Below are 19425 nucleotides of genomic sequence, written 5' to 3' on the forward strand. Positions count from 1 at the left end.
TTTAATAATTCACCCGCTTCCCATCAGATGCAACTCAGATACCATCAATGATCTGACATCGGTTTTTGCATCAGGTAAATTAAAAACTAAAACTTACTAAAACGTTTAAATTGATTGGTTGTGAGTGATTTGTGATTTTTTAATGCTCATTTAATCCGCGCTTAATTGGTTTGAATAAGGGATGATTTAGTTTTATCAAAAATTAGTACATCCAATGAATTCAATTCTGTTTTTTCACTTTCTGCGGAAAATTTGGCTCATTTTACCTCTCTTAATTATCAGTAATAACGGCTTTAGCCAGGTAACGATCGGTTTTCAGGGAGGAGAACCGGGCGATAGCTGGGGATATACATCTACAGGGGCAAGTGCATTGGCCCTTTCTGAAGCAACTACTACCTTCAATAAGGTAACCGGAACACGATCCCTTGTCGCAGGAGGTACCACAGGTGGGGGGAATTGTTTTGCGGGCGGTTCAGGAAATGGAACAAGCATTGCACATACGTTTACATTCGATGTGTTAGACATTACATCGAGTAGCGCTGAAGTACGGACACTGACTTTCAGTTGGGGGAATCGTTTTCCTGTTTGTTCCGGAACAGGTTGGGACAGCGGAGAGAATCTCGTGTTCATAGCCTATCATGACGGGATTGCACAACCTCCTGTTACTCTTGCCAACGGTTACAATAATGCAGCATTTAGTATCAACAGTAACCAATATACATGGACTGTTCCTGCGTGTGTTACTTCGTTTTATTTTGTGTTGAGTGTTACTGCAAACCGTGCAGATGAATTATTGTTTATCGACGATGTTCGATTAACAACACCACAGATAATTCCCCCGTTGATACAACCTTCACCGGTTACAGGAGCTGTTACGGTTTGTGAAGGAACTGTGGAAACGTATCATGTGACAGCTCAGTCAGGAACGAGTTATACCTGGTCAGGATTGCCGGCAGGATCCGCTTTTACGACACCCAACGGAACAAATTCAATCACTGTTGATTGGGGAACTGCGCCAGCGGGAACATATACCTTAACGGTTACTCCTTTCAATAATTGTCCGGTAAACGGACCTTCGAGAACAATTGATGTAACGATCCTGGGAGTGCCTGCAGTAACAATTATTCCGACCGGTACGGTAACGATTTGCCCGGGTGATTCGGTGTTACTCACGGCATCGGGAGATCCCGGAAATTATACATGGTCGGACGGAACAATCGGAGATGAACTATATGTGACAAATGTCGGAGATTATTTTGTAACGCTGATGAATGCATGTGGAACAGCTGTGTCGGATACTGTTTCTGTGGTGATTAGTAATGTACCTGTCGCACAGGTTTCAGGAACGAACTTTTTCTGTCCGGGTGATTCGGTATTGCTCACAGCAACAGGAGGAACGTCATATGTCTGGTCTGACGGGCAAATGACCACATCCATCTATGTACATACTCCCGGGAACTATACGGTGACTTCTTCGAATAGCTGCGGAACGACTGTTTCTGACCCTTTTTTCGTGTCACAAGGAACACTTCCGGCAGCTCAATTGGCAGGTGGGAATACATTCTGTGAAGGTGACTCGGTCTTATTGACGGCAACAGGTGGAGATAGTTATCTCTGGTCGACAGGTGCCACAGGTAATACGATTTATGTAACGTCACCGGGAAGCTATTTTGTGACAGCATCTAACGCGTGCGGACAATCTGTATCAACGACAATAACAGTTACCGAAGTTTTACTTCCCACACCTGTAATTACCGGGAATTCTTCTTTTTGCCCGGGAGAATCCCTTGTATTAACAGCAACAGGCGGAACAAGCTATCTTTGGTCAACCGGAGCAACCGGAAACACAATTACTGTAAATACACCGGGAAATTATACGGTTACTTCTTCGAATCAATGTGGGACTGTGCAGAGTCCTGTATTTCCGGTTATTCAATTGTCAAATCCGGATGCTGCGATCAACGGTACATTTGTCATTTGTCCCGGTGAAACAGTCGCACTTACGGCATCAGGCGGAGATAATTATCTCTGGTCAAACGGTGAAACAACGCCGGTTATTACAATTAGTCAGGCAGGAACATATACCGTTACGGTGGCTAATGCGTGTGGAAGTGACCAGGCGACTGTAACCGTTATTTCTTCAGGTATCACAGCAGATTTTTCGTTCGATCAAACGTATGGTGTTCCGGTATCAGTAACATTTCAGAATGAAAGTTCACAGGATGCGCTTTCCCATTATTGGAATTTTGGAAATGGGCAAACAGCAACTACCATGCATACGGAAACAGCATACAATTCAGAAGGAGTCTATCAGGTGATATTGACAGTAACTGACGCTTTGGAGTGTACTTCCAGCCATTCAGAATGGATTACAGTGAAAGACATTCCTTCCGTGATAGAGGTTCCCAATGTATTTTCTCCCAATAATGATTTTATTAATGATGTGTTCCTTGTAAAGGCAGATAACATTGAAGAATTTGAAATGCAGATTCTCAATCGTTGGGGAGATATTATGATTATACTTTCGAATATACATGTAGGTTGGGACGGAACAATAAATGGAAATCAGGCCTCTGACGGAACTTATTTTTACCAGATTAAAGCAAAAGGCTTTGACCAACAACTGTATCAGTTATCAGGTTTTTTTCAACTTGTAAGATAAAATTGCTCACATAATTACACAATTAAATAGATGACACAATGAAACATGTAAACAACACAAGGTTATCCTTCCTGAATAAGGTATTGATCGCTGTATGTATTCTCTGGATAAATGGATTGAATGCCCAGTTAGCCTATTGGGATCCCACGGGACAAAGTGGGTTCGGAGTCTCTCCTTTCCCTCCGACTTCAACAGCTACTAATGTAACCGTTACGGGACTTGTCAGAGGTGCAGGAGTTGCGACGAGTGGAACAGCAGCAGGAAATGCCTGGGGAGGAAATGGTTGGGATGGCGCCGCGAATGATGACATCACCTGGACGATGGTTGCGCACACGGGGTACCAGCAATCATTTTCCGGTTTAGCTTTTCGTTATAGGAGATCAGGGACAGGTCCTCAATCCGGTACATTGCAATATGCAGTTAATGGTGGGAGTTATACCACGATTGGTAACCTGGATTTTTCAAGTCAAAGTACATCCGGGGCGATACATCCTACGGTCAATTTATCTTCAGTAACAGAGCTGCAAAACGTACCTGCGGGAACAGTTATTAAATTCAGAATTGCTCCAGCTGCAGGAAGCGGGGCTACAGGAACATTTTATATTTATACGGGGTCCGGTGGAGGATTGACCGTTTCCGGAACAGTAACACCACTTCCGTTAGATTGCGATATACCAGCAAACTTAGCTGAAAACAATGTAACGGCAAATGAAGCTGATTTCAACTGGGATGCAGATGGTACGAATGATTTTGAATACGTATTGAGTCAATCTGCTGCTACTCCCACAGGTTCCGGAACAGCAATCAATGGTACATCCTACAGTACTTCAACACTCAATCCGTTAACAGACTACTATTTTTATGTGCGCCAAAACTGCGGAAATGGAAATTTTTCAGAATGGACTATGGTAAATTTCACCACTTTACCACTCCCATGTACAGTTGTCACAAACCTTACTTCATCGAACATTGACCATGAATCGACCGATTTGTCGTGGGATGTGAGTACCGGCAGTACGTTTGAATATGTGCTGGATGAAAACAGTGCAACACCAACGGGGGCAGGAACATCAACAACAAACGTTACTCACGAAGCGACAGGGCTGAGTGCATCAACAACCTACTATTTTCACATTCGCAAAGATTGTGGTAACGGGAATTATTCTGAATGGGAAACGATTTCCTTTATGACCAGTGCTGAGCCGTGTCTGATCGTAGAAAACATTGCTTCATCAAATGTGGACCACGCATCAGCCGACTTGTCGTGGGACATGAGTACCGGCAGTACGTTTGAATATGTACTGGATGAAAACAGTGCAGCACCAACGGGGACAGGAATATCAACAACAGACGTTACTCACGAAGCGACAGGACTGAGCGCATCAACAACCTACTATTTTCACATTCGCAAAGATTGCGGTAACGGGAATTATTCTGAATGGGAAACGATTTCCTTTACAACTTCTTCTACGGTTGGGATAAAAGGAGAGACGACTGTTACTTTTGCACTTTACCCAAATCCTGCTGTTGATCAGGTCGTAATCCACACTGAAAAGAGACAGGGAATAGTGAGCCTGATGAGTGTGAATGGGCAACAATTGAAGCAGATCAATCTTTTTGAAACAGAGGTGTTAGATCTTTTTGAAATAAATAGTGGTGTATACCTGCTGGTATATGAGTTGAATGGAAATAAGTCTATTGAGAGACTTATTGTACAATAACCCAATATTACAATATCGGTATATGCCGATACTTGAAAGTCTCTCCGGATAGGGGAGACTTTCCTCGTTTTTAGAGGTATTTTCCTGCTTAAATCTAAAAAGTCGCATTAACTTTGTAGCAAGGTGTATGAAAATGATAAAGACATTAATTCTTGTTTTTAGTATCTGTTCAGGTATCGTGTCTGCTCAGGTAGTTAACATTGAGAACCGTAGGGTCAGCGACGGTACCTACGGGTTTAGTGGTGCCCTGGATATGACTTTGTCTGCTCAAAAACAAAAAGACATGTTGATTACAGTCCATTTTAAACCATTGATCCAATATAAATTTAGTGGTAAAAGCGATCTGAAGTATAAAAAAGCCGCTGAGAATGGTGATTCAACAACAATGAATCAAAGTGATTCCTTAATAAAGGCAGATAAAAATAAACACCTGTTGTTGCTGATCAACGATTTAAAATACACAGGAGCCCGAAAAAACACATATGCTAATTTTGGAATGTCTCATTTACGTTATGCTTATCGTATCGGAAATTCCGGGTGGAAATGGGAATCGTATACACAAATTCAATACAATCAGTTGTTGTTGCAAAAAGTACGCACGCTGATTGGAAGTGGTTTTAGATTAAAATTAACGGATGTACAACCAAGAGAAGGAGGATATGATAAGCGGGCGGTACGTATGTTTGCAGGCACCTCTCTGTTTTATGAGTATGAAGAAATAAACTATTCGTTTCGTCCCATGGAATATATAAATTCTGTTCGTTGGAGCACTTATTTATCTTCTTATTTTAATTTCAGACATTTTGAATTTATATCCACTACTTATGTGCAGCCGAATCTTGCAACATTCAAAGATTACCGTGTTGCCGGAGATTATGCATTGTTGCTGCGGATTTCAGAGCCATTCAGTGTGAAATTAAATTACTCTCATTTTTTTGATTCCAGACCACCGGAAACTGTAACGGATAATACATTTTCGTTCAGCGCAGGATTTGTCTACAAGCTGGATAAATTTCACATTGACCAGATGAAACGGAAGAAACGTGAAAAGAGAGAACGGGTGAAAGAAGAATTCTAAATAACGTTATTAATCGTGTTTCCTTTCTGAATTGATGGAGATCGTTTCCATATGATGTTCAATAATCCGTAGTATTTTTTCTGGTTTCTTTTCCTGTCGTACACGCTTGTCTACCCGTTTGGATAGGGCATCTTCTCTGTCGGAGAACTCAAGTAAATAATTAAATATCGCACTATTCCGATTCCACATAAAAGTCCACTGATCCCAATCAGTTTCGTGTTCGATTTCATTTAACAAGTAGGGCCATAAATAGGTTAATGTTGCATTTAAAAATCGTTTTTTAACGGTCATTGAGATATCATTTTCTCCAGTATACGGATTGTATGCAAGGTATGTATAACGGGCTTTTAAAAGGGCAGGGGCATTATTCATTAATTCTACCTGGTGGTGCCAGTTTGCGAGGGAGTCCAGACGTGCTAAGATTTTTTCTCCGATAATAAGCGCATCTTCATATTTGTCTGTTTGCGCGTATTGTTGTAACAGAGCCGGAATTTCGGTTTTTATCCATTTATCATGAATGAGGGAATAGATCCCTGTTTGATTCCTGTAAAATACCTGTTGATTATTTAATAGTTGTATGATTTTGTCTTCCAGGTGTTTCAATTCGCCTTCCTGTTTCACGGATATATGTGCATTTTCGACCGTTTGATAATACGTGGGAAAGATTGCTTCATTTTGTTTCAAAACCGTTGCGAATAGGTCAAAAATATAGAGCGAGTCTGAAGTAGTTGTAATTGGAGGAATATAAATGGTTAATGAATCGAAGATTTCACCTTTAGCAGACTGAAACCGGTTTACACTGGTAATCCAGTGATTGATTCCCTGAACGTATCTGTTTTTATAAGCAAAAAACGGATGTTCGGTTCTTGTCAGTAACGAATCGATGCAGTTCAGACGTTCATAATGTAATTGTAAAAAAGAAATTGTCGTATCTAATTCGGCACTTCTGGCACGATGAATGTCTATATTTCCCGTTAATAATGTTTCTATTTTGCTTTTCTGGTTGTGAACCAACTGACGACAGTATAAAATATCTTCACGTTCCTTCTCGGTAAGAGGGTATTCCAATCGTTTGAATGCAGGAGTGTGGCGGACAACCTCAAACGGAAAAGAGGAAAGTAACCATCCTTTCAAAAAATAATTGTGTAAGTTTTCATGAAAGAGCTCTGTGACAATTCCCCCCAATTCATCTTGTTGAAATAATTGATCACCTATTCGTGTTGCGCCTTTCAATTCTTTGTTCCCGTTTTCTTTTTCAAGAAAGTTAATTGTATGCTCAATTCTTGTGACTGTTTTGGTTGTGCCTTCATTCATTCGCTGCTCGGTAAGAAGTCCTTTTTGATAAATTCGTTCCTCTTTAACCAGGTTTCCATTCGGTGTTTTGTATGTAAACGTCCACATTCCTGTAGCGATACCATCATTATCACACTGCCCTTTTAGCCGAAGCTTATTACTTCCTACATTATCTTCCATTGAAATAACCCCTGATGGTTTTCCTTTAAGATAGTTCAGGTCAATACGCATCAAACGCTCAAAAGAGACGCCAGTCGAGTGAACACTATCAATCGTAAGTGACCATTTTCCTTCGGGAATTCCATTGTAGAAATTAGCTTCCCATTTCATTCGTTCCCCTTTTGTTTTGAATTCAGGATGTATGGAATTGCCGACATTGATTTTATACGACCATTTAGCTTCTTCCCAGGTCCATTTTCCTACAGGTTGGTAATTGCTCGTTTGCCCCTGAACGCGATATGTTTTTAATGTATTATTTTCCAGTTCCCTCCAACGGATTTCTATCGGGCCTTGTTGTGGTAATGTTGTGTCGGAATAAACACCTGAATACCGAATTTTTCCTTTAATTCCCAAGTCATCCTCTATTGTCTTAACAGATTGAGCATCTGCTATAAATGGCAATAAGAAAAGAAACACCCTATAATTCAATTGCCGCATCATATTTCTTGTTTTTTTCTGAAAAATGTTTGCATTAAATCATCCATATTATATGACACCCCAAATTGCAGTATATGGTCTATCTGAGCCTTCTCAGTCCCCGGATTATGAACAAACTGATTGAGATAACCCAATTGAAAATTCATTTTAGGGCTTACCTGGTAACCAATTCCTGAAAAAAAACGATTGCGGTCAAATAATCGGGCGGGATTACTTCTGAAATTGATCATTATTTCATTGTTTACCCCGATAAACAAATGACGAAGGCGCGGTGAAATCGAATAAAGAGGGAAAAGTGCCTGAAAACGATACCTGAAACGGTGATCTTGTCTGTGAACTCCTGTACTGATATTTTCAATGAAACGTTGCTCCAGGCGGTAGCGATGTTCCATGAAAATAGCTTTTGTTTTCTGCCGCAGAATTAACTGTTGCCATATACGATGTTCGGCAGTTTTAGAACCGATAATGTAATCCCGGGAAGGTGTCCCGTAGAAAAAACCGTACCCTGCAGTTCCCATCGCATAAGGTTGGATGTATATATTAACACCGGTTCTGACTAAAAAGCTTTCTACAGTTCTTTCCACAAAAAGATTGCGCAGCTGAATCTCGGAATGGATACCAAATCGTTTGTTCAGTTTATTATCACCGGTGTAAGCAATCCAATAACCTCCCGGATTCGGAGGTATTTTATCTCCCTGGGAAAAAACGGGTAGGGCTGAGGTAAAAAAAAATGTAGCAATTCCTGCCGTAATGTTGTATAATACATTATTCGGGTAATTCAAAACACATAAATTTTCGTGAATTACAAAGTTAATCTTTTCCTTTTGGAAGAACATAAGAATACCCGGGTATGTGATTAATTAACATTTTTTGACGTTTGTTTTAGTAGATTTGTATGCAATGGAGTTAAAGACATTTTTGGAGCAATTTAATCTTAGTGAAGATGAGCTTTCGTTAATGGAACGAATCGGGAGTGAACACCTGTTTCGTCAGGGAGAAGATATTTCCACCTTTGATAAAACGGCCAGTAGTTTTTATTTCATAAAGGAAGGGTTAATAAGGTCTTACCGCATTATAGACGGAAATGATTTTACATATACATTCTATCTCCCCGGAGATATCTGCGTGGATTATGAATCCATCCTGAAAAAAAATCCCAGCCAGCATTACTTTGAAGTGTTAGCCCCTACAATTGCAATCAAGTATAACTATTCCCAATTGGAACAGTTGTTTGAGCAACACCCCCGGGTTGAGCGAATTGCGCGCAAAATGGCTGAATCTGCGTATATTCGACTTCTTGAAAGAGTCCGGGAGTTTCAGAGCGATACACTTGAGCAGCGGTATCTGAACTTAATAAAACACCACGAAGATATTTTTCATGCCGCTCCGTTGCAGCACATTGCGTCCTATCTGGGAGTTAAACCTCAAAGTTTGAGCAGGATTCGCGCGAAAATTGTTAAACGATAATTAACTCTCGAAGGATTGATTCCAATTGGTAATTGCCTGAAGTTTTGAATAAAAATTCCGAAGAGTTTCAACGTTGTCATCTTGTTTGATAGTTGACTTTTTGATTAGTAATTCAATCAACTTTTTAATCTGGTTTAATGCTTGCAGATTAATCCTGTAACACAAATGATTCACTTTGTCGATGGTACGTAGTTGAGTCTCAACAAGTCCTGAGTCACGTAATTGTTTTAGATGTTGAGCAATCGTAGATTGAGATAATGGTATCTCTTTCTGAATGTCTTTTGCAGTGAGGTCTTCATCTGTACTATTGGCAATTAATAAAACGGCTTTCAAACGAGCAGGATGAGCAATTGCTTTTAATAACTCAGCGATTTTCACCACATCTTTGCGGTAGATTTCATGTTTAGTGGCACCCATAATTTATTTTAGTTTTAAAAAGTATGCTTTATGAATTTACGAAAAAAGATTCGATTGAGCAAGAAGAATATATAATTTTTCGAGGGGTCTATTCAGAGTGTAATATTCGTAAATAGCTATATCGGAATATTGCGATATAAGTATATGCCGATTTAATTAAAAATAAAAAATTCCGAAAATTACCGTTTTTAACATTTGTGAATTTTATCCTGCTTCTACCACTATAGCTTTGTCATGTGAAAAATGATAAACAATGAAAAAACACAAATTAGATTTAGCAATTCTGGCAATTTTACCTTGCATAATAGGGAGTAACCTGTTGGCGCAATCTGCTCCTTCTCTTCAGGAAATACTTGACAGTGCAATTGTTCATGATTACGGATACGAGAACACACAATTAGCATTAAAGCAAATTGAATTGAACCAGGAAAAGATCAAAGACACTTACATGCCCAGACTGGAATTAAACGCAAAAGAAGGATACGCATATGGAGCATTTAACCTCACAACACCCGCTTTTGCAATCCCTCAGCTTCAGTTAGGATTACCGGAACATGAGAACAGGTATATGCTTGATAATTTCATTACTCAGGCAGAACTGAAAGCTTCGTTTGTTGTATTTGCAGGAGGAAAAGTAGGGAATTTGAAAAAGGCTAATGAAGCACGTTTGGAAGCAGAGACACTAATGACTACCGTTGACAGAAACACGATCATAGAAAATGTAACGGCAATGTATGATCAGTTGGGAATGTTAAAATCGGTGAAATTAATGTTAGACGAGAGTCAGAAGAGATTAACTGAAAATAAAAAGACAGCCGAAAAAGCACTGAGTTTGGGACTGATTACACAGTATGAGTACAACAAAATTGACCTGGCAGTTTCGCAGTTGGATGCAAAATACAAAGAATATGAGGGTAAGAGAAAGTTAGTTTTACTCACATTACAATCAGCAACAAAAATTGATCTTGTTCGATTAGAAAAAATAGATGAAGACATCAGTCTGCTTGCTGTAAATTACATAGAAACTCCTTTAAACCGACCTGAATTAAGAGCATTGGAAGCAGTTGTCAGAGCAAATGAATACAAATTGAAGGCTGCAAAAACATGGTGGGTACCGAAAATAGGAGCCTCCGCTTCGTTGACTTATGTCGGATTACATAATACAAACCTTCGAACAAAAGATCCGTTCATTCTAACACAACAACCATTGGATTATAAATTCCAAAACCTGAATGCAGCCCCTTTATTTATGGCAGGAGTCGGATTGAAGTGGGATTTATTTGATGGTAGAGAGGGGATCAATGATGTGAAACGATCCAAATTAGACTTACAGATGGCAATGAATAAACAAGCTGATACAGAAGAGAAAATTACGATGCAATTAGAAAAAAACAAAGTGGAACTGGAAATAGCATATAGCCAGATTGAAATAAAGAACGTAGCCTTGACACTTGCTCAAAATGCGATGAGTCAGGCGACAAAAGAATATGAAGTAGGACTGATTAAATCGGTCGATTTGATTGATGCCGAAAATGATTTGCAACAGGCAGAGTTAGAATATACACAAGCCATATTTCAGCAGCGAAGAGCAGCGATAAGCTACCTGGAAGCGGTAGGTACATTAGAAATAATAAGATTAAAATAAATAGAAAAATTATGAAGGCAAAAGCATTTTATACAGTAAGTTCAGTTTTAATTTTTTTAACCGCTTGCTCCGGTCCCGCGGAGAAACCGGTATTGGGAAAAATCAAGAAAGAGGTGATATCATTTACTCCGAAAGTAACAGGACGTATTTTGAAAATTTATGTACAGGAAGGAGATGTTGTTCAACCGGGGGATACATTGGCAATGTTAGATGTACCTGAAGTTGATGCAAAACTCAAACAGGCATCAGGGGTTGTGAAAGCTACTACAGCTCAGCGTACTTTAGCCGCGAATGGAGCGACAGAAAATCAACGGAAACAATTAAAGGCAAAATTAGATGCGACCAGCGAACAATTTTCCTATGCTGAAAAATCGTACAAACGTTCAAAAGCAATGTTTGACGAAGGATTGATTGCACCGCAACAATTTGATGAAGTTTCGGCAAAGTACAATGGAGCAAGGGCTCAATTAAATGCTGTTGAAGCAGAATGGGCCGAAGTAGAAAAAGGTGTTCGTTTTGAAACAAAAGACGCGGCGTCTGGTCAGCAGGAACAAGCATTAGGAGTGCTGAAAGAAGTCGAAATTGCTTCTTCGGAAAAATACATTATTGCAACGAATGTGATGCAGGTAGAAACAATCACTCTGCACGAAGGAGAACTGGCAACAGCCGGCTATGCGTTGTTCAACGGATACATTCCCGAATCAACTTATTTCAGAATGACGATAGGGGAGAAAAAAATAGGAGAATTTCCAAAAGGTAAAGAATTACTGATATACGTTCCATACAATAACAAAAACGTTCGGGTAAAAATACAGAATGTGAAGCAACTGGCTCGTTACGCTGATGTGACAAGCCCATATCCGGACCTGGAAATGGACGAAGCATTTTATGAATTGAAACTTGTTCCGGCAGGAACTGAAAATCTGAGTCAATTATTAGTAAATGCAACAGTTGTTCTGAAAAAATAAATAGTATGAGTCGTTTTTTTGAATTATTAAAAAGAGAATTTAAACAGTTCTTTGGAAACACCACCTTGTTGATGGTCTTTTTCGTTGCCCCAATCATCTATGCTGTTATGCTGGCATCGGTATACAAGTCGGGAAAAGCAGTTGAACTTCCTGTGATTGTTGTCGATGAAGATAACTCTCCGATGAGTGCCCAGATTATTGAGATGCTGGAGGATAATGAAGGAATTCATGTGGTTAAAACGATATCGGAATCTAACGATATCCAGGCGCAAATGATCGGAGAGGATGCAACTGCTGTTATTGTAATTCCAGACCGTTTTGAAGCGGAGATGCTCCAATCACGCTATCCGGAAGTAATGATTTATACCAATACGGTGAATCTGCTAACGGCAAACTTTGTCAGTAAGAATATACAGGTTACATTGGGAACATTCTCCGCAGGAGCAGAAATCAAGGCTTTGCAACGAAAAGGAATGCCGGGAATTCAATCTGTGACACGTTATGAACCGTTTAAACAAAATTATGTAAAGGTATTCAACGAAACAGGAAATTATTTTACATTCATGTGGCCGGCTATGCTGACGGTTGTACTTCAACAGGTCATTTTATTGGCAATGGCGGTAAGTATTGCATACGAAGTTGAGCAAAAAACATTTGGAATGGGAATTGTTTCCAAAACAAAATCAGCAATCACAACAGTACTGGTAAAAGTTCTTCCTATATGGATCTTATCTGTTCCGATGATTGCTATTTTCTATGGTTTTCATGTTTTGTACGGTGCTCCGCTTCCCGGCAGTCCCCTCAATTTTATTATTCTAACTGCATTATTTATTGTGTCGGCAACATTTTTAGGGATAATGATTAGTGCATTCCTTCCTAATGCATTGAAAGCAACCCAAATTTTAATGCTGATGTCTGCTCCCGGGTTTATTATCGGCGGATATACCTGGCCGACATTCGCAATGGCACAACCAATCCAATGGTTAGCGGATGTGTTACCGCTGACGCCTTTTTTGAGTGCATTTAAGTTATTGTTAATGGAAAATGCGACTCTTAGTCAAGTGTCTCCGTTTATGATTCATTTACTTGTTCAGTGCATTATTTATTTTGGAATAAGTTGCATTTTGGTGAGATGGAGAATTCGGAAAGAATCAAAGAAAATGAGTCTGGTTTCGGAGTAATAAATTGTATTTTCTGAGAGAGTAGAATTTCTCTCTGAGTTAATGAGAAATAAAAATGGGCATATCGCCATATCGTAATATACCGATATGGCGATATTGCTTTCATAACGAAAGAACAAAGGCAACAAAATGATGGAACCTATTCCCACTAATAATTCCGCTTCTTTTGTAACCTTTTTATCCTTTTTCCGGTATATTATTTGTGTTATACGCTATAAAATCGATAGAAAATGATGCTTAGAATACCCACGTTAATAATTTTTGCAGGATGTATCGCACATGCAAATGCACAGGTGGACGATACTTCATGTCTTCCGCCCGACAAAAAAGTAGTGAAAATTATTGAAAAGGCAAGGCTCTCTACTGATGCCAGGATTGCTGTTGATGCATTTCTGGAAGCAATCAAACTGGCACCAGAGAATGCAATGCCTTATTATGAATATGGTGTGTACGCGTTCAATAAAGCATCTGAATATTACAACCGACAACCGAATCCTGCGATGGAAGCAGGGGACAAGAGCTTGCAAAAAGCAGAAGAATTGTTTTTGGAAGTATTGGAACTCTGTTCTAACTATCACGCCGACGTTTTTTACAACCTGGGAGTGATCAACTATACGCAACAGGAGATGGAACTGTCGAAAGAATGGTTCAACAAATTTATAAACTTCAAATCAGATGATCCGTCCCGCTATTCTGAAGACCACGCCAAAAAGTTAGGAGACGTCAAAGAAGTAGTTGGTGAACTAAAAGCAGAATCAGATAAAAAAGCAAACGCAGTACCATATAACCCCGTAATGGTACCCAATGTCAGTTCAAAAGACGATGAATATTTCCCGATGATTTCTCCGGATAATGAGTTGATGTTTTTTACGAGGAAAGTAAACGAACAGGCATTAGGAGAATTGAAATCATATTGGGTGGAAAAATTTACCTATTCTCAACGAAAAAAAATGACACTACCGTTTGATAACGGAACCTTTCTGGGACTTCCTTTTAATGACGGAAGCTTCGATAATTACGGAGCAAGCACCCTTTCTGTGGATAACAAAGAAATGATTCTCTGCGCGTGTAAAACAGAGACAGTCTATGAACAACAGTATAAAAACTGTGATTTGTATATCACCACTTATGAACGGACAGGCGCAGGAGGAAACGACTTCAAATGGTCCGAGTTGAAGAACATGGGGACTGCAATCAACACAAAAGACGGATGGGAAGGACAACCTTCCTTGTCTGCCGATGGAAATACCTTGTATTTTACAACAACCAGAAGAGGTTCCCAGGACAATGACATTTATTATTCCACACGCGATGAAAACGGAGAATGGGCGCAGGCAAAACCGATGGTGGAATTAAACACGAAAGGGAAAGACAAAAGCCCGTTTCTGCATCAGGATAGTGAAACACTTTATTTTGTTTCGGACGGACGTGGTGATGGTGTCGGTGGATTAGATATTTATTATACCCGTAAAGACGAACACGGAAAGTGGATCACACCAAAAAATATAGGTTTCCCGATTAACACAGAAGAAGATGAGATCGGTGTATTTGTCTCAATTGACGGGAAATTAGCTTATTTTTCTTCCCGAACAGGAGGCAACTGGAACATTTACGCGTTTGAATTATACGAAGAAGCACGGCCGAAACCGGTTGCAATTCTGAAGGGAGAACTGAAAGATGAGAACGGTGAAGCAGTAGAGAATGCTGTTATTGAAATTGCTTACGGAAATTCCGATGAGGTAACCCGTGTGAAAGTAAACGGAAACGATGGAAAGTATGCTGCGATTGTAAAAACAGACCAGAAACAGGATGTGATGGTAACGGTAAAAAAGGAAGGACACGCATTTGATTCAAAACTAATTGATAAAGAAGAGGTTGCTGCGGTAGCTGCCTCAAAAGATGTTGCAATCAGAGGAAATGATCTGAATGTAAAGGAACTGAAAGTAGGAGAAGCATATACAATCAATGATATTCTATATGCAACCAACTCTGCAGCACTGACCGATAAATCGAAGTTTATTCTGAAAGGGTTCGCCCGTTTCCTGAAGGAAAATCCGGGAATTACCATTGCGATTCAGGGACACACGGATGACGTGGGAGATGATGATAAAAACCTGAAATTGTCGGATGATCGCGCCAAAGGTGTGAAAGAATATCTGGCCAGTCTGGGAATAGATCCGAAGCGGATGACAGCGAAAGGATTTGGAGAAACACAACCGAAAATAGAAAATACATCGGAAGCCAACAGAGCGAAAAATCGTCGAACAGATTTCGTAATCGAAAGTTTGTAGCCTAAAATCAGTTAACTTTGTAGAAAATATACAGAAACATGAAATTAAAATTAACAGCGATTGTCGTAGGAGCATTAGTGATGGTGTCCTGTAAAAAAGATTATGAATGTGAATGTACAACCGTTTTTTATAATTCAGAAGGTACGTATGTCGGGAGCGAAGATGATATAAAGCACATCGTGAAAGACCAGGCAGAATGCGATACACATGAGAAAAATACAACGACAGAGGTAACAACATGTACGTTGGATGACAGTAATTGATCGTTGATTGATCGATTGATAGTCGGGGCGGGTCATTGCCCCGATTTTTTTTCACCTTGGACGAACAAAAAAATATACATTTGAAACATGCAATTCCCGATTAAAAATACACCGCGTTGGCTGGTTGTTGTGATTGACCTGTTCATCGCGGTCCTCTCTCTCGCGCTGGCCTATTTGATGCGTTTTGATCTGCATGCCGATCGGGAATTAATTGCGAGTGAATGGAGCATTTTGTCCAAATCCATCGGTTTCTATTTTGTTATAAAATTAGGAACCTATTTCCTGTTTCGTATTCACAAACGCGTTGTCCGGCATACATCCACTATTGACATCCGGATTCTGTTCTTTAGTAACTTCCTGGCTTCTTTGCTATTCCTGATTGCCGGATTGATCCGGTTTAGATTCTTTGACGGTTACTTTTTGTTTCCTACCACGGTACTGATACTGGAATTCATGTTTTCATTCACATTGATGATTGCCGTACGTTTTGCGGTGAAATTGATTTACCTGGAGTCCGTAAAGAACAAACACGAAGAAAAAAAAGTATTGATATACGGAGCGGGAATCTCCGGGTTAGTGACAAAACGAACCATTGAAAAAGATACCCTTTCGGAATATAAAATCGTTGCGTTTATTGATGATAATAAAAAACTCAGTGGAAACATCCTGGAAGGATTAAAAATCTTTCACACATCAAAACTGGAACAACTACTCGATTCAGAAGGAATTGACCTGGTTATTCTTGCTATTCAGGAACCGGATGAAGAGCACCAGAAAAAAGTAGTAAACCTGTGTTTTGAGAAAAACGTGGAACTGCGGAAAGTGCCGACAACAAAAAGTTGGATCAACGGAGAATTTTCTACCAAACAGATCAAATCCATCAAAATTGAAGACTTGCTGGGGCGTTCAGTGATCAGGTTGGATGAAGCAAAAATAAAAGAAGAACTGACAGAGAAAGTGGTATTGGTAACAGGAGCTGCGGGATCCATTGGAAGTGGAATGGTACAGCAAATTCTGAAATTCAACCCCCAAAAAGTAATTTTACTGGACAATGCGGAATCACCGATGTATGATTTCGTGAATGAATTGAAAAGCACGAACCCGTTCGTTCCCATTGAAGTTGTAATCGGAGATATCCGGCAGTACGACAGAATGAAGCGTTTATTTGATTGCTTTCGGCCAAGCTACATCCTGCATGCGGCTGCCTACAAACATGTGCCGTTAATGGAAGATAACCCGTCGGAAGCAGTACTTACAAACGTTAAAGGAACAAAAAACCTGGTTGATCTGGCAGTGGAATTCGGGGTGCAGAAATTCGTGATGGTTTCCACTGATAAAGCCGTCAACCCCACAAATGTGATGGGAGCATCCAAACGAATCGCAGAAATATATGCCCAAAATAAAAACAGGTTGGGGAAAACAAAATTCATTACCACCCGGTTCGGAAATGTGTTGGGCTCCAATGGATCGGTAATTCCGTTGTTCAAAAAACAAATAGAGCAGGGAGGACCAATTACCGTGACGGACGATCGGATAACACGTTACTTTATGACAATTCCTGAAGCCTGTCAGTTAGTACTGGAAGCAAGTACAATTGGAGAAGGTGGAGAAATCTTTGTGTTTGATATGGGGGAATCAGTCAAAATCATTGACCTGGCAAAAAAAATGATCAAATTGAGCGGACTGGAGGTTGGAAAAGACATCGAAATCAAAATTACCGGATTGCGCCCCGGAGAAAAATTGTACGAAGAATTACTGAGCGACGGTGAGACAACACTCCCAACCCATCATCCGAAGATTCTCAAAGCAAAAGTACAGGAAACCGGAGAGAAGGAAATTGCGATGATTGAAGAATTAATTCGACTGTTTGAAGAACAGGAAAACAAACGAATTGTAGCTAAAATGAAGGAAATTGTACCGGAGTTTAAAAGCAATAATTCGATATACGAACAACTGGATAAATAATAAAATACATACACAAAGATGATTACACCGGCAAAGATTCAAGTCAGATTCGCTGATTTGGATACCATGGGACACGTTAACAACTCTGTTTATTTAACCTATTTTGAATATGCGCGGGTGCATTATTTTAATGAACTGCTCGGCCTTGGTTGGGACTGGAAAAAATTTGGCGTATTGGTCGCTAAAAATGAAGTAAGTTACCTGAAACCGGTACTGTTGAATGATGTGCCGCATGTGGAAGTCCTGCTGGAGTCAATCGGTACAAAAAGCTTTACACTGGCCTATGAAATTACTGTCAATGGAGAATTGACAACAACAGGAAAGTCGGTGATGGTCTGTTTTGATGTGACGAAACAAAGTTCTGTCGAAATTTCTCAGGAATGGAAAGACGCACTGGAGAAATTGAGAAAAGTAAGTGTTAATTGATGCTGTTCGGATAAAACAACATGAAATTAGTTGAATTAGCAGGCAAGAAACTTGCTGTTTCACCTGTTTTTACAGAACATGTAACAGACGATTCCTGTGTACTCGTCTTTTTACATGAAGCACTGGGATCCATCGGCCAATGGAAAGGATTTCCACAGCAATTATGCAATGCATTACACCTCAATGGAATTGTCTACGAGCGGGAAGGATACGGACATTCATCCGCATTGCGAAAGCAGCGAACCAACCGGTACCTGCATGAATATGCATGGGAAGAACTCCCCGAATTACTGGATACCATTTTACCAAAAGAAAAACAGGTCGTTTTGATCGGGCACTCAGACGGAGCATCGATTGCGCTGCTGTATGCCGCACGTTTTCCAAAACGGGTGAAAGCAGTTGTGAGTATGGCTGCCCATGTACTTGTTGAGGAAATTACGCGCAAAGGAATTGCTCCGGCGGTTCAGGCATACAAAGCCGGAAAATTAGAAGGACTGCGAAAATACCATGGCGATAAAACAGAAGAATTGTTCTATGCCTGGGCAAATACATGGAATTTACCTGAATTCAGAGACTGGAATATCTGTGAAGACATTGAAACGGTTACCTGTCCGGTTTTAGCTCTGCAGGGCGTCAATGATCAATACGGCACCTCCCTGCAACTGGATTTGATTGAAAAAGCAATCCGAAAAGGGCAGGTGACAAAAACCATGATTCCGAGATGCGGGCATCATCCTCACCTGGAAGTGCCTGAACAGACGGAACATATGATTGCGGAATGGTGGAAACGGAATACTTAATTAGAATAATAACAAATAACCGATTTTTTGTAAAAAAACGGATATATTATTTTGAAAATATTACCACGGTATTTATTTTTGCAGTGTGAAAATAGATGATGAAATAAAAGCGGTATTCAAATCTCCGCAGCAAAAAGCAGTTGTAAATGTCCGGTTTACATCCAATTTCTTATCGAATTATCAGAACAGTTTCATGGCACGGTTCGATATTTCGATGCCCCAATTCAATATATTGCGCATTTTAAGAGGTGCAAAAGAGGCCCTGAGTGTACATACTGTTAAAGATAGAATGATTGAGAAATCGCCCAATACAACCCGTCTGATGGATAAACTCATTGATAAGGGATTGATTGACCGTATTCGGTGCGAAGAAGACCGTAGAGTAGTTTATGTCAGTATTACGGAAAAAGGATTGGAACTATTGGCGCAAATTGATGTTGATTTTGAAAAAACGTCCTTGTTTCCCCAATCTCTGACAGACGAAGAAGCGAATACGCTGAGCGATCTACTGGATAAAATCCGGAGCGAGTTTGAAGAAAAAGAATGATGATTAGAATAAACTAAAAAACAAACCCCATGGTGTTCAATCAT

At 39.9% G+C, this 19425-nt stretch carries 16 protein-coding genes; 13 read left to right on the forward strand and 3 right to left on the reverse strand.

Going from position 1 to position 19425, the window contains the following annotated elements; translation table 11 throughout:
- Nucleotides 1–214 precede the first annotated feature (214 nt).
- The 3 genes from H9Y05_RS15160 (at nt 215) to H9Y05_RS15170 (ending at nt 5461) form a co-directional block, all read left to right on the forward strand.
- Entirely contained in the window at nt 215–2662 is a 2448-nt protein-coding gene (locus tag H9Y05_RS15160; RefSeq protein WP_216714768.1) for a T9SS type B sorting domain-containing protein, read from the forward strand.
- 38 nt (nt 2663–2700) lie between these two features.
- A complete protein-coding gene (locus H9Y05_RS15165) occupies nt 2701–4383 on the forward strand; it encodes a T9SS type A sorting domain-containing protein (protein ID WP_216714769.1) in 1683 nt (560 codons plus the stop codon).
- Nucleotides 4384–4516: 133 nt separating this feature from the next.
- Nucleotides 4517–5461: a DUF481 domain-containing protein gene (locus H9Y05_RS15170; RefSeq protein WP_216714770.1), complete on the forward strand. Its 945-nt coding sequence runs from the start codon at nt 4517–4519 to the stop codon at nt 5459–5461.
- A 9-nt stretch (nt 5462–5470) separates the two neighbouring features.
- Here the strand turns inward: H9Y05_RS15170 and H9Y05_RS15175 are convergent, their stop codons facing one another.
- On the reverse strand, nt 5471–7414 hold the full coding sequence (locus H9Y05_RS15175) for a hypothetical protein (protein WP_163492948.1): 1944 nt from the start codon (nt 7412–7414) through the stop codon (nt 5471–5473).
- Nucleotides 7411–8193: a DUF2490 domain-containing protein gene (locus H9Y05_RS15180; RefSeq protein ID WP_163492949.1), complete on the reverse strand. Its 783-nt coding sequence runs from the start codon at nt 8191–8193 to the stop codon at nt 7411–7413. The genes H9Y05_RS15175 and H9Y05_RS15180 overlap by 4 nt, the downstream gene beginning before the upstream one ends.
- A 118-nt stretch (nt 8194–8311) precedes the next feature.
- On the opposite strand from H9Y05_RS15180, the gene H9Y05_RS15185 reads away from it, so the two are divergent.
- Entirely contained in the window at nt 8312–8878 is a 567-nt protein-coding gene (locus H9Y05_RS15185; protein WP_216714771.1) for a Crp/Fnr family transcriptional regulator, read from the forward strand.
- Here the strand turns inward: H9Y05_RS15185 and H9Y05_RS15190 are convergent, their stop codons facing one another.
- A complete protein-coding gene (locus H9Y05_RS15190) occupies nt 8879–9295 on the reverse strand; it encodes an ArsR/SmtB family transcription factor (protein WP_216714772.1) in 417 nt (138 codons plus the stop codon).
- A gap of 253 nt (nt 9296–9548) precedes the next feature.
- Between H9Y05_RS15190 and H9Y05_RS15195 the strand changes: the two genes are divergently transcribed.
- The 9 genes from H9Y05_RS15195 (at nt 9549) to H9Y05_RS15235 (ending at nt 19381) form a co-directional block, all read left to right on the forward strand.
- Nucleotides 9549–10940 carry a TolC family protein gene (locus tag H9Y05_RS15195; protein ID WP_163492952.1) on the forward strand — a complete coding sequence of 464 codons (1392 nt, stop codon included), beginning with the start codon at nt 9549–9551 and terminating at the stop codon, nt 10938–10940.
- Between the two features lie 11 nt (nt 10941–10951).
- A complete protein-coding gene (locus H9Y05_RS15200; protein WP_163492953.1) occupies nt 10952–11908 on the forward strand; it encodes an HlyD family secretion protein in 957 nt (318 codons plus the stop codon).
- 5 nt (nt 11909–11913) lie between these two features.
- A complete protein-coding gene (locus tag H9Y05_RS15205) occupies nt 11914–13089 on the forward strand; it encodes an ABC transporter permease (protein WP_163492954.1) in 1176 nt (391 codons plus the stop codon).
- Between the two features lie 230 nt (nt 13090–13319).
- A complete protein-coding gene (locus tag H9Y05_RS15210) occupies nt 13320–15380 on the forward strand; it encodes an OmpA family protein (RefSeq protein WP_216714773.1) in 2061 nt (686 codons plus the stop codon).
- Nucleotides 15381–15418: 38 nt separating this feature from the next.
- Nucleotides 15419–15643 carry a hypothetical protein gene (locus tag H9Y05_RS15215; protein WP_163492956.1) on the forward strand — a complete coding sequence of 75 codons (225 nt, stop codon included), beginning with the start codon at nt 15419–15421 and terminating at the stop codon, nt 15641–15643.
- Between the two features lie 87 nt (nt 15644–15730).
- On the forward strand, nt 15731–17608 hold the full coding sequence (locus H9Y05_RS15220) for a polysaccharide biosynthesis protein (RefSeq protein ID WP_216714774.1): 1878 nt from the start codon (nt 15731–15733) through the stop codon (nt 17606–17608).
- Between the two features lie 18 nt (nt 17609–17626).
- Complete coding sequence (locus tag H9Y05_RS15225; RefSeq protein ID WP_235992232.1) at nt 17627–18034, forward strand: acyl-CoA thioesterase; 408 nt, start codon at nt 17627–17629, stop codon at nt 18032–18034.
- 20 nt (nt 18035–18054) lie between these two features.
- Nucleotides 18055–18834 carry an alpha/beta fold hydrolase gene (locus tag H9Y05_RS15230; protein ID WP_216714775.1) on the forward strand — a complete coding sequence of 260 codons (780 nt, stop codon included), beginning with the start codon at nt 18055–18057 and terminating at the stop codon, nt 18832–18834.
- Between the two features lie 85 nt (nt 18835–18919).
- Nucleotides 18920–19381 (forward strand): MarR family winged helix-turn-helix transcriptional regulator, encoded by a 462-nt coding sequence (locus tag H9Y05_RS15235; RefSeq protein WP_163492960.1) that lies wholly within the window; start codon nt 18920–18922, stop codon nt 19379–19381.
- Nucleotides 19382–19425: the final 44 nt, after the last annotated feature.

Source organism: Taishania pollutisoli (assembly GCF_014518315.1).
In the GTDB taxonomy this organism is placed as follows: Bacteria; Bacteroidota; Bacteroidia; order Flavobacteriales_D; family Crocinitomicaceae; genus Taishania; species Taishania pollutisoli.

What these genes read in the sequence shown, in the direction of transcription:
- H9Y05_RS15205 (WP_163492954.1), top strand. Translation starts at nt 11,914, where the DNA reads ATGAGTCGTTTTTTTGAATTATTAAAAAGAGAATTTAAACAGTTCTTT.
- H9Y05_RS15165 (WP_216714769.1), top strand. Translation starts at nt 2,701, where the DNA reads ATGAAACATGTAAACAACACAAGGTTATCCTTCCTGAATAAGGTATTG.
- H9Y05_RS15225 (WP_235992232.1), top strand. Translation starts at nt 17,627, where the DNA reads ATGATTACACCGGCAAAGATTCAAGTCAGATTCGCTGATTTGGATACC.
- H9Y05_RS15175 (WP_163492948.1), bottom strand. Translation starts at nt 7,414, where the DNA reads ATGATGCGGCAATTGAATTATAGGGTGTTTCTTTTCTTATTGCCATTT.
- H9Y05_RS15200 (WP_163492953.1), top strand. Translation starts at nt 10,952, where the DNA reads ATGAAGGCAAAAGCATTTTATACAGTAAGTTCAGTTTTAATTTTTTTA.
- H9Y05_RS15195 (WP_163492952.1), top strand. Translation starts at nt 9,549, where the DNA reads ATGAAAAAACACAAATTAGATTTAGCAATTCTGGCAATTTTACCTTGC.
- H9Y05_RS15215 (WP_163492956.1), top strand. Translation starts at nt 15,419, where the DNA reads ATGAAATTAAAATTAACAGCGATTGTCGTAGGAGCATTAGTGATGGTG.
- H9Y05_RS15185 (WP_216714771.1), top strand. Translation starts at nt 8,312, where the DNA reads ATGGAGTTAAAGACATTTTTGGAGCAATTTAATCTTAGTGAAGATGAG.
- H9Y05_RS15230 (WP_216714775.1), top strand. Translation starts at nt 18,055, where the DNA reads ATGAAATTAGTTGAATTAGCAGGCAAGAAACTTGCTGTTTCACCTGTT.
- H9Y05_RS15160 (WP_216714768.1), top strand. Translation starts at nt 215, where the DNA reads ATGAATTCAATTCTGTTTTTTCACTTTCTGCGGAAAATTTGGCTCATT.
- H9Y05_RS15170 (WP_216714770.1), top strand. Translation starts at nt 4,517, where the DNA reads ATGATAAAGACATTAATTCTTGTTTTTAGTATCTGTTCAGGTATCGTG.
- H9Y05_RS15220 (WP_216714774.1), top strand. Translation starts at nt 15,731, where the DNA reads ATGCAATTCCCGATTAAAAATACACCGCGTTGGCTGGTTGTTGTGATT.
- H9Y05_RS15210 (WP_216714773.1), top strand. Translation starts at nt 13,320, where the DNA reads ATGATGCTTAGAATACCCACGTTAATAATTTTTGCAGGATGTATCGCA.
- H9Y05_RS15190 (WP_216714772.1), bottom strand. Translation starts at nt 9,295, where the DNA reads ATGGGTGCCACTAAACATGAAATCTACCGCAAAGATGTGGTGAAAATC.